The organism is Rhizobium sp. PDO1-076, from assembly GCF_000247475.1.
Taxonomy (GTDB): Bacteria; Pseudomonadota; Alphaproteobacteria; order Rhizobiales; family Rhizobiaceae; genus Allorhizobium.
On record NZ_AHZC01000310.1, the window covers coordinates 1 to 13,000 of the forward strand.

Sequence of the window (13,000 nt, forward strand, 5' to 3'; positions counted from 1 at the left end):
AGGGTCGGGAGGTTCGAATCTCTCCACTCCGACCAAGCATAAAAAGCCGATCAGAGATGGTCGGCTGGATCGAGGCGGCGGGACGGCTCGCCGCATATGTCCTGGAGATGGATGCGACCATGTCTGCGAAGATCTACCGCCCGGCAAAGACAGCCATGCAGTCCGGCAAGGCAAAAACCCAGTTCTGGGTTCTTGAATTCGACCAGACCAGCCCGCGCAAGATCGATCCGGTGATGGGCTACACAACATCCGCAGACACCCGCCAGCAGGTCAAGCTGACCTTCGAGACGCTCGATCAGGCAGAAGCCTATGCGCAGCGCGAAGGCATCGAATACCGCGTGGTCCTGCCGAAGGAAGCCAAGCGGCAGGTCGTTTCCTATACCGATAATTTCCGTTTCAGCCGCCTTCAGCCCTGGACTCACTGAGTTCGGCAAGGCTGCAAGCGGTTTGCCTGGCCTTCGCGCCGGCCGACGGCCCCTTAGCTCAGCTGGATAGAGCACCTGCCTTCTAAGCAGGTTGTCGTAGGTTCGATTCCTACAGGGGTCGCCAAACGTTTGAAATATAATTGCAAATTTCGATAAATGCCGTTTTGAGCAAAAAGTGTGGATGGCGTATTTCTCAAAGCCGTCGCCAACCTTTCGGAAACCCTTGACCGCCATACTGCGTGCACGAGAGGTTAACCATGTCGACATCCGCTGCCAATCGCCGCGCGCCGCGCAAGCGCCGCAAATCCACCCGCGCTTCGTCCGGCCAGGGCCTGACGTCGTGGCTTGTTCTGCTGGCTGTGGTTGCCGGTGGCATTGCCACCTATGACAATCGCGTCACGATCATGAAGGAGGTCTCGCCGTATCTGGATGATCTTCCGTTGGAACGGCAGGCATCCGGCGCTGCCAATGTGCGAGCCGAAAGGCCGGAGAAGAAGAGCGCCAACGTCGCGCGCAGGGATCAGGAGCCTGCCCGGTCTTTAGTCTCGCCAGTGCCGCCGGTTGCGGTCGGTGAGGTCGCCAAGCTGCCGGTGCCGGATGCAAAGCCGACCGAGCTTGCTGCCAACCTGCCGCTTGCGGGCCAAAATTTCACCGGCAAGTTCTACTATTGCGGCACATCCGGTCTGGACAACTGCATCGCCAGTGGTGACACCTTCTGGTACCGCAAGACCAAGATCGTGCTCTCGGACATCGTCGCGCCCGGCACCGAGGATGCAGCCTGCCGGCAGGAGCGTGACCGCGGTTTCGCCGCAAAGGTGCGGCTTCGCGATCTGCTCAATGATGGCAAGTTCGATCTCGAGATCCTGAAGGTGCAGGGTGCGCAGGACCGTGGACCGGTCAGCCGTGTCGTCACGCGCAATGGGCGGTCGCTGGGCTCCATCCTCGTGTCCGAAGGCTTAGCGCAACCGCGCATGGGGCGCCGCCAATCCTGGTGCCCTTGAGAACCAAAACAGAGAGCCGAAAGACTGTTGCTGACAAAAAAATGCCCGCTCCGGATTATCTCCCGAGCGGGCATTTTTGTCGATCGAACGGTTCAGCCGATTAATGCAGGATCTGGCTGAGGAAGAGCTTGGTGCGCTCGTGCTGCGGATTGTCGAAGAATTCGGCCGGTGAATTCTGCTCGACGATCTGGCCTTGGTCCATGAAGATGACCCGGTTGGCCACCTGGCGGGCAAAGCCCATTTCATGGGTGACGCAGAGCATGGTCATACCCTCTTCGGCAAGGCCGACCATGGTGTCGAGCACTTCCTTGACCATTTCCGGATCGAGCGCCGAGGTCGGCTCGTCGAACAGCATGATCTTCGGTTTCATGCACAGGGCGCGAGCAATCGCCACACGCTGCTGCTGGCCACCCGATAGCTGGCCAGGATACTTGTGGGCCTGTTCCGGGATCTTGACCCGCTTGAGGAAGTGCATCGCCACCTCTTCCGCTTCCTTCTTCGGCATCTTGCGGACCCAGATGGGTGCAAGCGTGCAGTTTTCCAGGATGGTCAGGTGCGGGAAGAGGTTGAAGTGCTGGAACACCATGCCGACTTCGCGGCGCACTTCGTCGATCTTCTTCAGGTCATTGGTCAGTTCGATGTTGTCGACGATGATATTGCCCGACTGGTGTTCCTCCAGTCGGTTGATGCAACGGATCATCGTCGATTTACCGGAACCCGACGGGCCGGCGATGACGATGCGTTCGCCCTTCATCACCTTGAGGTTGATATCGCGCAGAACGTGGAAATCGCCATACCACTTGTTCATGTTGATCAGTTCGACGGCGACGTCGGTGTCGGAAACCGTGGCGGTCTTGAGTTGAGCTTCAGCCATGAGAGTTTTCCTGTTTAGCGTTTATGTCCGGTGTCGAGGTGCCGTTCGATGAAGGCCGAATAACGCGACATGCCGAAGCAGAAGATCCAGAAGATGAAACCTGCAAAGATCAGGCCCGTCAACGGTGTTACCGGTGTGATCCACCGGGCGTCGCCGAAGCTTGCCTTCACGATGCCGAGCAGGTCGTACATGTTGATGATCGACACCAGCGAAGTATCCTTGAACATGCCGATGAAGGTGTTCACGATGCCGGGTACGACAAGCTTGATCGCCTGCGGCATCACGATGAAGAACATCTTCTGACCGTAGTTCAGGCCGAGCGAATCCGCGCCTTCGTACTGTCCCTTCGGAATCGCCTGCAGGCCGCCGCGGATGACTTCCGCCATGTAAGCCGACGCGAAGATCGAAACGCCGACCAGCGCCCGCACGAACTTGTCGATATTGTCGCCCGGCGGCAGGAACAGCGGCAGAAGCACGCTGGCCATGAACAGAACGGTGATCAGCGGCACGCCGCGCACCAGCTCAATGAAGCCGACAGAGGCTGCCTTGACGATCGGCATTTGCGACCGCCGGCCCATGGCCAGCAGAATACCGAAGGGCAGGGAGACGACGATACCGATGAACGACAGGATCAGCGTCACCATCAGGCCGCCCCATTGCGATGTCTCGACATGGGTCAGGCCGAAGGAACCACCGAGCAGTAGCACATAGGCGAGGATCGGCAAGACTATCAGCAGAAGCAGGGCGTTGAGGCCCTTGCGCGGTGCCTTGGGGATAAGGAAGGGGACCAAAAGCACAACAAACAGAACGGCGATCAGGATCGGACGCCACAGCTGGTCGCGCGGATAGGAGCCGACCATGAACTGGGTGAACCAGTCGCCGACATAGGCCCAGCATGCACCGCTCCAGCCGTCGGGCTGAGTGCCGCCCTGCACGAGGGTTGCGCAGGCAGCGCGGCCGTCACCCGACCAGACGGCCGAGATGAACAGCCAGTCGAAAACCGAGGTGACGAACCAGATGATGACAGCGCCGAAGACGATGCTCATCACCGTGTCCAGTGGCGTGGCGAACAAGTTCTTGCGCATCCAGCTGCTGGCGGAATTCCCGGACATGGGTGCCGGCAGTCCGGGCAGGAATTCCCGGCGCAGATAGGAAATGTCTTTGCTCATCTCAGCGCTCCACCAGTGCCATTTTGGCGTTGAACCAGTTCATGAACAGCGATGTCATGAGGCTGATCGAGACATAGATCATCATCCAGATCGCGATGATCTCGATCGAGTGACCGGACTGGTTGAGAATGGTGCCGCCGACGGCGACCAGATCGGCATAACCGATGGCCACGGCCAGCGACGAGTTCTTTGTCAAATTCAGAAACTGCGACGTCAGCGGTGGAATGATGATGCGCAGGGCCTGCGGCAGGATCACCAGACGCGTGGCAAGGCCTGAACGGATGCCGAGCGCGTTGGCCGCTTCCGACTGGCCCTTCGACACGCCGCGGATGCCGGCGCGGACGATTTCCGCGATGAACGCCGCTGTGTAGAAGGAAAGCGCCATGTAGAGCGACAGGAATTCCGGTCCGATGACCGTGCCGCCGCGCATGTTGAACTTGCCGAGCTCGGGAATGTCGAAGGTAACCGGCGAGCCGATCAGCAGGAAGGCGAGGAGCGGCAATCCGATGATCAGCCCAAGGTTGACGTAAAGCACCGGCGGGCGCTTGCCCGTCGCAAGCTGCTTTTTCGTGGCCCAGCGACTGTAGAGGATTGCGCCGATGACGGCGATGACGAAAGCCACCACGACAAGCCCGATGCCTTCGCCGAAGACCGGAGCGGGCATGTAGATCCCGCGATTGCTGACGAAAACCGACAGCGGCAGGTTCAGCGATTGCTTGACGTCCGGCAGCAGTGACAGCACGCCCTTGTACCAGAAGAAAATGACCAGCAGCGGCGGGATGTTGCGGAAGACTTCGACATAGACGGTCGAAAGGCGCGCGATCAGCCAGTTGTTGGAAAGGCGGCCGATGCCGACCAGGAGGCCGATGATGGTGGCCGTGATAATGCCGGTGAACGCGACGATCAGCGTGTTGACCAGGCCAAGCATCAGCGCGCGCATATAGCTGGAATCACTGGTATAGGCGATCGGCGTCTGGGCGATATCAAAGCCCGCGCGACTGCCGAGGAAGTCGAAGCCGGCGGTCATGTTCGCCCGCGCGAGGTTATCGGCGGCATTGGTCCCGGCAAACCAGAACAGCCAGACCACGAAGACCACGGTCAGCGCCTGATAGACGAACTGACGCAAGGCCGGATTATAAAGCAACGAGGTCCCGGAGCGTACAGCTCCGCCCCTGTCTGCAGCTGCAACTGCCATATATCTGTCCCCTGTACCGCACCCTGTTTTTGGTCGGGCGCCTTTTTTTATAGGTAGTGGGTGGGAAGGCGCATTGCGCCTTCCCGTATGCAGCAATCCGGCTTAGCGGATCGGCGGTGCGTACTGCAGGCCGCCCTTGGACCACAGAGCATTGAGGCCGCGTTCGATCTTCAGCGCGCTGGCCTGGCCAACGTTGCGTTCGAAGGATTCGCCGTAGTTGCCGACCTGCTTGATGATGTTGTAGGCCCACTTTTCGTCAAGACCCAAGTCCTTGCCGATGGTCTGGTCCTTTTCTTCGCCGAGGAAGCGCTTGATGTCCGGGTTTTCAGACTTGGTCATTTCGTCCAGGTTGGCCTGGGTGATGCCGAAGTCTTCGCCGGTGATCATGGCGTAGTGAGCGAAGGATACAACGTCGAACCACTTCGAATCGTTCTGGCGAACGGCGGGGCCAAGCGGCTCCTTCGAGATGATTTCCGGCAGGATGACATGGTCAGCCGGGTTGGCGAGCGACAGACGGATCGAATACAGGCCCGACTGGTCGGTGGTGTAGACGTCGCAACGGCCGGACTGGTAGGCAGCGTCGACTTCTTCCTGCTTTTCGAAGACGACCGGCTTGTATTCCATGCCGTTGGCCTTGAAGTAGTCGGCGAGGTTCAGTTCGGTCGTGGTGCCGGACTGCACGCAGACAGCAGCACCCGACAGCTCAAGAGCCGACTTGACGTTCAGGGCCTTGGTGACCATGAAGCCCTGACCGTCGTAATAATTGACGGCGCGGAAGTCGAAGCCGAGCTGCGAATCACGGCTGGCGCTCCAGGTGGTGTTACGGGCGAGCATGTCGACTTCACCCGACTGCAGGGCCGGGAAACGGTCCTTGGCAGACAGAGGCGTGAACTTCACCTTGGTCGCGTCGCCGAAGACGGCGGCAGCAACGGCACGGCAAAGATCGACGTCGATGCCGGTCCAGTTGCCGGACGAATCCTGGGCGCCGAAACCGGCCAGATTGGAGCCGTTAACGCCGCACTGAACGAAGCCCTTGGCCTTGACGTCATCGAGAGTGCCAGCCTGAGCGGCGACCGCGCCAAAGCCAACGGCTGCGACGCCAATCGCTGCTGACAGAAGTGTCTTTTTCATTTTCCCAACCTTTATTTCTATTGTTTTTCCCATCGACGGCATCCGGCCAAACGAGTTCGGCGGCGCTCATCGGCTTGCGGCCTCCCGGAGCAAGCAGGACTATCACAGTCGGAAACGGCTGCAGGGTCAAGTCTTTAAGCCGTGATTTGCGAACAAAAGCGGCATTTTGCTCATTTCGCATGATAAACAGGCAGAAATGTATGATTTTAGCGCTTTGGTGATGAAATTTGTGCCTTTTTGCAGGTGTTTCCTGCGTGTGGTGCATGGCAAACCGCGATCAGGGGATGGCACAGCAACGACTTGACCTTCAATCCGATGACGGCAAGAACTAGCGCTCTCATGCATGCAGGAAGGTCTATTGATGAGTGAAAAGAAAGCGTGGCTGGCCACGGCCGGAACAGACACCCGGCTGGCCCATATCGGCTATGATCCCAGTTCGTATCATGGCTTCGTCAACCCTCCGGTGGTGCATGCGTCGACGGTCCTGTTTCCCAATGCACGCGCAATGGAGACACGCAGCCAGCCTTACACCTATGGGACACGGGGCACACCGACCACGGATGCACTGTGCTTGGCGATCGATGAGCTCGAGGGTTCTGCCGGAACCATTCTGGTGCCATCCGGCCTTGCGGCGATCACCGTTCCTTTCCTGGCGTTCCTTTCGGCGGGCGACCATGCGCTGATCGTTGATTCGGTCTATTCGCCCTGCCGCCATTTCTGTGACACCATGCTCGCGAGACTGGGCGTGACGGTCGAGTATTATGATCCGGAAATCGGTGCCGGGATCGAAGCCTTGATCCGGCCCAACACCAGGCTTGTTCATACCGAGGCACCCGGCTCCAATACCTACGAGATGCAAGACATCCGCGTCATTTCCGACATTGCCCATCGTCACGGCTGTGTCGTCACCATGGACAATACCTGGGCGACGCCGCTCTATTTCAAGCCGCTGGATTTCGGTGTCGATATTTCCATTCATGCCGCGACCAAATATCCGTCTGGCCATTCGGACATCCTGATGGGGACCGTTTCGGCCAACGCCAAATACTGGCCGCAGCTACATGAAGCCAATATCACGCTCGGCATCTGCGCTGCTCCGGACGACAGCTACCAGATCCTGCGCGGCCTGCGCACGATGGGGATCCGGCTAGAGCATCACGGCCGCAGCGCGCTGCGCATGGCGAAGTGGCTGGAAGGGCGCGAGGATGTCGCCCGCGTGCTTCATCCGGCTCTACCGAGCTTTCCCGGCCACGACATCTGGAAACGCGATTTCAAGGGCGCAAGCGGCATCTTCTCGTTTGTCCTGACCGCAGGCTCGCCGGAAAAAGCCAAGCCGAAGGCCCGCGCCTTCCTCGACAGCCTGCGCATCTTTGGTCTGGGCTGGTCCTGGGGCGGCTATGAGAGCCTGGCTATCATGGTCAATCTCGATGATCGCACGATCCGCAAGGCACCGGAGGAGGGCGCCTTGATCCGCCTGCAGATCGGCCTGGAAAATGTCGAGGACCTGGTGGCCGATCTCGAAGCCGGGTTCAAAGCGGCGTCGGAAATCTGACGGCTAAAAGGTGTCTCAGCCGCCGGCGCGATGGCCATAGAGCCAGTCGAAGTCGGCGGCGAGGCTTTCCGGCGGTCGCAGTGACAGGACGAGGTCCCGGGCAATGCGCACCGGTCCACGCGCATGGTAGGCAAAGCGGTTGAAATCGCCGCGCGCCTTGACCTTGGCGGCCCTGGTCTTGCGCTCCGTCTCGAAGGTGGCAAGCGCCTCGGCCAGCGGTGCCGATGACACATGCTGCGCGAGCGCGAAGCCGTCCTCGATCGCCATCGCAGCCCCCTGTGCGGCAAACGGCATCATTGCATGGGCCGCATCGCCGATCAGAACCGTGTCGCGACCGTTTTGCCAGCGGCCTTCGGAGGCCTGGTAGAGTGGCCAGAAATTGGCTTCTTTCGCGCCAGCCAGCAGCGACCGGATCGACAGGTGCCAACCGGTAAACTGTTCCAGCAGCATCGCGCATCGGGCGGCATCGGCTGCGATCGCCCAATGTTCGTCGGCGTCCGTGCCGCTGGCTATAGCGACGAGATTGTAGCCGTTCGTTTCTTTCAGCGGATAGGAAATCAGATGGCTGCGGCTGCCGAGATGCGCGACGACGCCATCTCGGGAAAGGAAGTCTGGCGCAGCGTCGCCGTCCACGGTGAAACGCCAGGCGATATTGCCGGAAAAGCTGACGCTCGGGCTGTCCGGTATCACCTCTCGCGCCACGGACCAGACGCCATCTGCGCCGACCACAAGATCCGGCTTCTTGCCGGTGACATAGGCGAGGCTGTCGATGCCGACGCCTGCAACCCGTCGTCCGAGATGAAGTTTGCACAACGGTTCGGACAGCACCGCATGCAGCAGTGCCTGTTGCAGGGTGGAGCGATGCAAGACCCCGTAAGGCTGTCCCCAGCGCTGGCGCGCAAAATCGCCGGCGGGTACTTCGGCCAGTGTCTTCAGGCTCTTGCCCGAGGCGAGCCGAATCGACTTCGGTTCAAGCCAGTGCCGCTCGATCTCGGCAAGCACGCCAAGTGCCGCCAGCACCGATGTCGCATTGGGCGATAGCTGCAGGCCGGCACCAACCTCGCCAAGCTGCGGCGCCTGTTCGATGATGTCGGATGAGATGCCTTTTTGCGCCAGCGAAAGCGCAGCGGTAAGACCGGCTATGCCGGCCCCGACAATGGCGGCGTGCGTGATGGACATGATGAATGCCGATCGCGACGCTGCGTCTTACGCCGCCTTGATGTGGTAAACGCAGCCGGGCGGGTTGGTCTGTTCGGCCTTCAGGCTCGGATTGTAGCGATAGAGTGTGGAGCAATAGGAGCAGACCTTCTCGGTGTCGTGGCCGAGATCGATGAAGATATGCGGATGATCGAACGGCGAGGATGCGCCGGTGCACATGAATTCCTTCACGCCGATTTCAATCACGCGATGACCGCCGTCGTTCTGGAAGTGGGGAATCGTGTGGCCGGCCATGTCAGTCTCCGAATATGCTGTTTGTTTGGCGCGAACTTTAGCGCCATCCGGCTGAAAAGTGTAGAGCCAAAGCACTCGCGAACCCACAGAAAATCGGCCTGCGGCAATTGATGTCAGGTCGTCAATCAATATGGTGGCGAACCTGACGACCTGCCCCAAGATCTCTAAGGACTGCCCATGAATCTCGACGCCCCCGCTTTTTCCCGCTTTCGCCATAGCGGTCTCGAATTCGCCTTTTTCGATGAGGGCGATCCGAGCGGCGCGCCGGTGCTGATGATCCATGGCTTTGCGTCGTCGGCGAGCGTCAACTGGGTTTATCCGGGTTGGCTGAAAACGCTGGGTGACGCCGGCTACCGGGTGATTGCGCTGGACAATCGCGGCCATGGAGCGACCGACAAGCCGCACGATCCGCAAGCCTACCGGCCGAGCCTGATGGCGGGGGATGCGGCAGCGTTGCTGACCCATCTCGGAATCGATACCGTTCATGTCTTCGGTTATTCCATGGGAGCCCGCATATCGGCATTCCTCGCGATCGAACATCCGGAACGCGTCCGTTCGCTGGTCTTCGGCGGTCTCGGTATCGGCATGTGCGATGGCGTGGGCGATTGGGATCCGATTGCCGACGCACTGCTTGCACCATCGCTGGACGATGTGACCCACGAGCGCGGCCGCATGTTTCGCGCCTTCGCCGACCAGACCAAATCCGACCGGCTGGCGCTGGCGGCCTGCATCATGACCTCGCGCGATCTGGTCGAGCGCCGTGACATTGCCAAGGTCGATGTGCCGACCCTGATCGGCGTCGGCACCAAGGATGATATTGCGGGCTCAGCTCAGGAGCTGGCAGAGCTGATGCCGCATGCGACTGCGCTGGACATCCCGGGTCGCGACCACATGCTGGCCGTCGGCGACCGTGTGTTCAAGAAAGCCGTCCTCGAATTCTATGCAGCGCTTGCCTGATCTAATCTGATCCCGGTCAGGGGGGGCTCCCGGTTGGTCCCCGATGAAGGCTTTCGGCCCGAGGTTCCGCCTATCGCCCCTGGAACCTTGGCCGGCGCCGTTCGACGAATGCGCTGCGCCCTTCCGCATAGTCGGCGCTTTCGAAAGTCTGGCCACCGATGATCTCGGCCTCGCGCAGCAGATCCTCGTCGGCCTGTTCGACGGCGCGCAGGGCAAGCTTGGAAGCGCGCACCGACAGCGGTGCATTGGCGGCGATCGTCTGGGCGAGTGCGAGGACCCGGTCGTCGAGCGTGTCAGCTTCGGTGACCTCTTGCAGGAAGCCGCATTGCTTGAGATCCACGGCTCCGAAGCTCGCTCCGGTAAACAGCGCCTTGCGGGCCAGCTGCGATCCAAGGCCCCGGACAAAGTCCTGGATTGCGTCGGCGGGGTAGGCGAGGCCAAGGCGGGCGGCCGGCACGGCAAAGCTCGCATCGGTGGATGCCAGCCTGAGGTCGGCGGCGGCCGCAAGCCCGAAGCCGCCGCCGTAGCAGATCCCCCGGATCGATGCGATCACCGGAACCGGTGCTTCGCGGACCGCCGAAAAGGCGCGGCTGTTGGCCGCTTCGTATATCTGCGCCGTCTTGCTATCCTTGCGAACCACGGCAAATTCCGAGATATCCGCGCCGGCGCTGAAGTCCTGTCTGCCGCCGCCCTGCATCACGATCACGCGCGCGTCCGCCTTGCCGTGCAGCCAGCGCAGGGCATCCGGGATTGCCTGCCACATTGCACCGGAAATCGCGTTCTTGCGGGCAGGGTTATCGATCAGCAGGAAACCGGTTCCGTCTTCGCAGGAGGCCTTGATCTGACCATTGGCAAATTCGCTGATGCGTTTCATTTTAGAAGTCCATTTGAGTTCGGTGCGGGTTGGATTATATACTGCGCTCTGAGACAAACGAGGAGACCGGAAATGGTCGCACAGAACGACGCCCTCAAGGTGGATGTGGTCAAGTCGATGGACCCGATCTGGGACAGCCTTCGGCATGAGGCCCGCACGGCCGCCGATCGCGATTCCATGCTGGCTGCATTTTTCCATTCGACCGTGCTCAGCCACCGTTCGCTCGAGGACTGCGTCGTCTACCGCATCTGTGAACGCCTGGATCATAGCGACCTGCCGGCAATCGTTCTGCGCCAGGCGTTTGACGAGATGCTGGCGGACTGGCCGGAATGGGGCTCCATCCTGCGTGTCGATATCCAGGCCGTCTACGACCGCGATCCGGCCTGCACCCGCTTTATCGAGCCGGTTCTCTATTTCAAGGGTTTCCACTCGATCCAGACCCATCGTCTTGCCCATTGGCTGTGGAACCGCGGCCGCCGCGATTTCGCGCTTTATCTGCAGAGCCGGTCCTCGAACATCTTCCAGACGGATATCAATCCGGCGGCACGGATCGGCAAGGGCATCTTCCTCGATCACGCGACCGGCCTTGTCGTGGGCGAAACGGCACGGATCGGCGACAACGTCTCCATCCTCCACGGCGTTACGCTTGGCGGCACCGGCAAGGAAGGCGCCGACCGCCATCCGAAGATCGGCGACGGCGTGATGATCGGTGCCGGTGCCAAGGTTCTCGGCAATATCGAGATCGGCTGCTGCTCGCGCATCGCGGCCGGATCCGTCGTCCTGAAGCCGGTACCCTCGGCCGTTACTGTTGCCGGCGTGCCGGCCCGCATCGTCGGTGAAGCCGGCTGCGCCGAGCCGTCGCGCTCGATGGACCAGATGATCGCCTCAGACGACTGAGCAGGGACCCCATCATCGGCGCATGATCGCGCATTGATGGGACAAACTTGCCTTTGCGTCTTTACATCGGCGGAAAGGCCATGCCACAAGCGGCGCAAATCAAAGACAGCCGATGGAGAGACAGCGTGAAACCTGACGAAATCAAGAAGCTCGACGCCTATTTCAAGCGCACTTTCAACCCTTCCATGGTCGTCAAGGCCCGCCCGCGCAAGGATGACTCTGCCGAGGTCTATGTCGGCGACGAGTTTCTCGGCGTCGTCTTCAAGGACGAGGAAGACGGCGATCTGTCCTACAATTTCTCGATGGCGATCCTCGACGTCGATCTGTGATTTTCGGCTGAAGCCTTAGGTTGAAGGCGAGCTAATATATATCTTGTCATTCAATGATGTGGGGCCGCCTCGTGAGAGGTCGGCCCTTTTCTCTGCAGAAAAACACAACCATGGATGTTTGTGCGACGCACAATTCTACTTGACGACATTTGTGCGGCTGCTATGTTTCGAACTTCTGAAATAAAGCGCTGACGGAGGACGCAAATGATCAATTTTGATGACGCCAACAAGAAGGGCAAGGAAGCCATGGAAGGCATGCTGAAAAACTATTCGGAAGTGACGAAGGGTTTCCAGGCAATCGCTGCCGAGGCGACCGATTATTCCAAGAAGTCGTTTCAGGACGTCGCGTCTTTCATGGAATCGCTGACAGGCGTGAAGAGCATGGAAGCTGCCTTCGAATTACAGACCAGCTTCATGAAATCCTCCTACGAGGGCTTCATTGCCGAGGCGACCAAGATGGGCGAGATGTATTCCGAACTCGCAAAGACGGTCTACAAGCCCTATGAGGCGCCGCTGGGTAAATCGATCGTGCCTTTCTCCACCGCCGCTTGATCGAACCTTGCGCGTAGCATGCGAGACCGGTCGTGCCCAGCACGGCCGGTCTTGCCATTTGTGGCCTCTGGTATAACCTGTAACTTCATTTTGTTGGGCTTTCCGACCCTCGTGACAAATTGTCATCGACATCGATCGGGGGGGCTTAAAATCACCGAATTAAGAACTACCTTACTGTGCTGAATGTTCGTCCGCCTTTGCTGCGTAACGGCAAACAGGCCGGACAACGGAGAATGAACTGAAATGATCGCTATGCCGGTCTTCATGCAAAGCCAGCGCGACGGGGACAATGCCAACCGCGGCACCTCGGTCATCACGCGCACCAAGCCGAAGACAAAGAAGCCGAACTTGTACCGCGTCCTGCTTCTCAACGACGACTACACCCCGATGGAATTTGTCATCCATATTCTGGAGCGCTTTTTTCAAAAGGATAGGGAAGCCGCCACTCGCATCATGTTGCAGGTCCACAATCACGGTGTGGGCGAGTGTGGTGTCTTTACCTATGAAGTTGCCGAGACCAAGGTGAGCCAAGTGATGGATTTCGCAAGGCAGCATGAGCATCCGCTTCAGTGTGTCATGGAAAAAAAGTGAG

The 13,000-nt window shown here is 59.7% G+C and carries 15 protein-coding genes and 1 tRNA gene; 9 read left to right on the plus strand and 7 right to left on the minus strand.

From position 1 onward, the window contains the following. Positions 1-119: 119 nt before the first annotated feature. The 3 genes from PDO_RS15590 to PDO_RS15600 all read left to right on the plus strand — a co-directional run bounded on the left by PDO_RS15590 (position 120) and on the right by PDO_RS15600 (position 1,426). A complete protein-coding gene (locus tag PDO_RS15590) occupies positions 120-425 on the plus strand; it encodes an ETC complex I subunit (RefSeq protein WP_037074409.1) in 306 nt (101 codons plus the stop codon). 47 nt (positions 426-472) lie between these two features. Next, positions 473-549, plus strand: a tRNA-Arg gene (locus PDO_RS15595). A 133-nt stretch (positions 550-682) separates the two neighbouring features. After that, positions 683-1,426 (plus strand): hypothetical protein, encoded by a 744-nt coding sequence (locus tag PDO_RS15600; protein WP_007603770.1) that lies wholly within the window; start codon positions 683-685, stop codon positions 1,424-1,426. A gap of 100 nt (positions 1,427-1,526) precedes the next feature. Here PDO_RS15600 and PDO_RS15605 read toward each other — a convergent pair whose 3' ends face one another. From PDO_RS15605 to PDO_RS15620, 4 genes are all read right to left on the minus strand, one after another. Next, positions 1,527-2,300, minus strand: a complete 774-nt coding sequence (locus PDO_RS15605) for an amino acid ABC transporter ATP-binding protein (RefSeq protein ID WP_007603771.1) — start codon at positions 2,298-2,300, stop codon at positions 1,527-1,529. 14 nt (positions 2,301-2,314) lie between these two features. Then, positions 2,315-3,469 carry an amino acid ABC transporter permease gene (locus tag PDO_RS15610; RefSeq protein WP_007603772.1) on the minus strand — a complete coding sequence of 385 codons (1,155 nt, stop codon included), beginning with the start codon at positions 3,467-3,469 and terminating at the stop codon, positions 2,315-2,317. A 1-nt stretch (position 3,470) separates the two neighbouring features. Continuing rightward, complete coding sequence (locus PDO_RS15615) at positions 3,471-4,664, minus strand: amino acid ABC transporter permease (RefSeq protein WP_007603773.1); 1,194 nt, start codon at positions 4,662-4,664, stop codon at positions 3,471-3,473. Between the two features lie 102 nt (positions 4,665-4,766). Further along, the gene (locus PDO_RS15620) at positions 4,767-5,795 is read right to left on the minus strand and encodes an amino acid ABC transporter substrate-binding protein (protein WP_007603774.1); all 1,029 of its coding nucleotides are present in this window, start codon (positions 5,793-5,795) and stop codon (positions 4,767-4,769) included. 361 nt (positions 5,796-6,156) lie between these two features. Between PDO_RS15620 and PDO_RS15625 the strand changes: the two genes are divergently transcribed. Next, positions 6,157-7,347, plus strand: coding sequence for a cystathionine beta-lyase (locus PDO_RS15625; protein WP_007603775.1), 1,191 nt, complete (start codon positions 6,157-6,159; stop codon positions 7,345-7,347). A 15-nt stretch (positions 7,348-7,362) separates the two neighbouring features. Here the strand turns inward: PDO_RS15625 and PDO_RS15630 are convergent, their stop codons facing one another. Both PDO_RS15630 and PDO_RS15635 read right to left on the minus strand, forming a co-directional pair. Further along, entirely contained in the window at positions 7,363-8,526 is a 1,164-nt protein-coding gene (locus PDO_RS15630) for an FAD-dependent monooxygenase (RefSeq protein ID WP_007603776.1), read from the minus strand. 27 nt (positions 8,527-8,553) lie between these two features. Continuing rightward, positions 8,554-8,799 (minus strand): zinc-finger domain-containing protein, encoded by a 246-nt coding sequence (locus PDO_RS15635; RefSeq protein ID WP_007603777.1) that lies wholly within the window; start codon positions 8,797-8,799, stop codon positions 8,554-8,556. Between the two features lie 177 nt (positions 8,800-8,976). On the opposite strand from PDO_RS15635, the gene PDO_RS15640 reads away from it, so the two are divergent. Continuing rightward, positions 8,977-9,756: an alpha/beta fold hydrolase gene (locus PDO_RS15640; RefSeq protein ID WP_007603778.1), complete on the plus strand. Its 780-nt coding sequence runs from the start codon at positions 8,977-8,979 to the stop codon at positions 9,754-9,756. Positions 9,757-9,826: 70 nt separating this feature from the next. On the opposite strand, the gene PDO_RS15645 is transcribed toward PDO_RS15640, so the two are convergent. Beyond that, positions 9,827-10,630 carry an enoyl-CoA hydratase-related protein gene (locus PDO_RS15645; protein ID WP_007603779.1) on the minus strand — a complete coding sequence of 268 codons (804 nt, stop codon included), beginning with the start codon at positions 10,628-10,630 and terminating at the stop codon, positions 9,827-9,829. Between the two features lie 72 nt (positions 10,631-10,702). Here PDO_RS15645 and cysE point away from each other — a divergent pair, with 72 nt between their 5' ends. From cysE to clpS, 4 genes are all read left to right on the plus strand, one after another. Further along, positions 10,703-11,527, plus strand: a complete 825-nt coding sequence (gene cysE, locus PDO_RS15650) for a serine O-acetyltransferase (RefSeq protein WP_007603780.1) — start codon at positions 10,703-10,705, stop codon at positions 11,525-11,527. Positions 11,528-11,652: 125 nt separating this feature from the next. After that, the gene (locus PDO_RS15655) at positions 11,653-11,856 is read left to right on the plus strand and encodes a DUF3126 family protein (RefSeq protein ID WP_037074398.1); all 204 of its coding nucleotides are present in this window, start codon (positions 11,653-11,655) and stop codon (positions 11,854-11,856) included. 204 nt (positions 11,857-12,060) lie between these two features. Beyond that, on the plus strand, positions 12,061-12,408 hold the full coding sequence (locus PDO_RS15660; protein WP_007603782.1) for a phasin family protein: 348 nt from the start codon (positions 12,061-12,063) through the stop codon (positions 12,406-12,408). A 243-nt stretch (positions 12,409-12,651) separates the two neighbouring features. Continuing rightward, on the plus strand, positions 12,652-12,999 hold the full coding sequence (clpS, locus tag PDO_RS15665; RefSeq protein WP_007603783.1) for an ATP-dependent Clp protease adapter ClpS: 348 nt from the start codon (positions 12,652-12,654) through the stop codon (positions 12,997-12,999). Position 13,000: the final 1 nt, after the last annotated feature.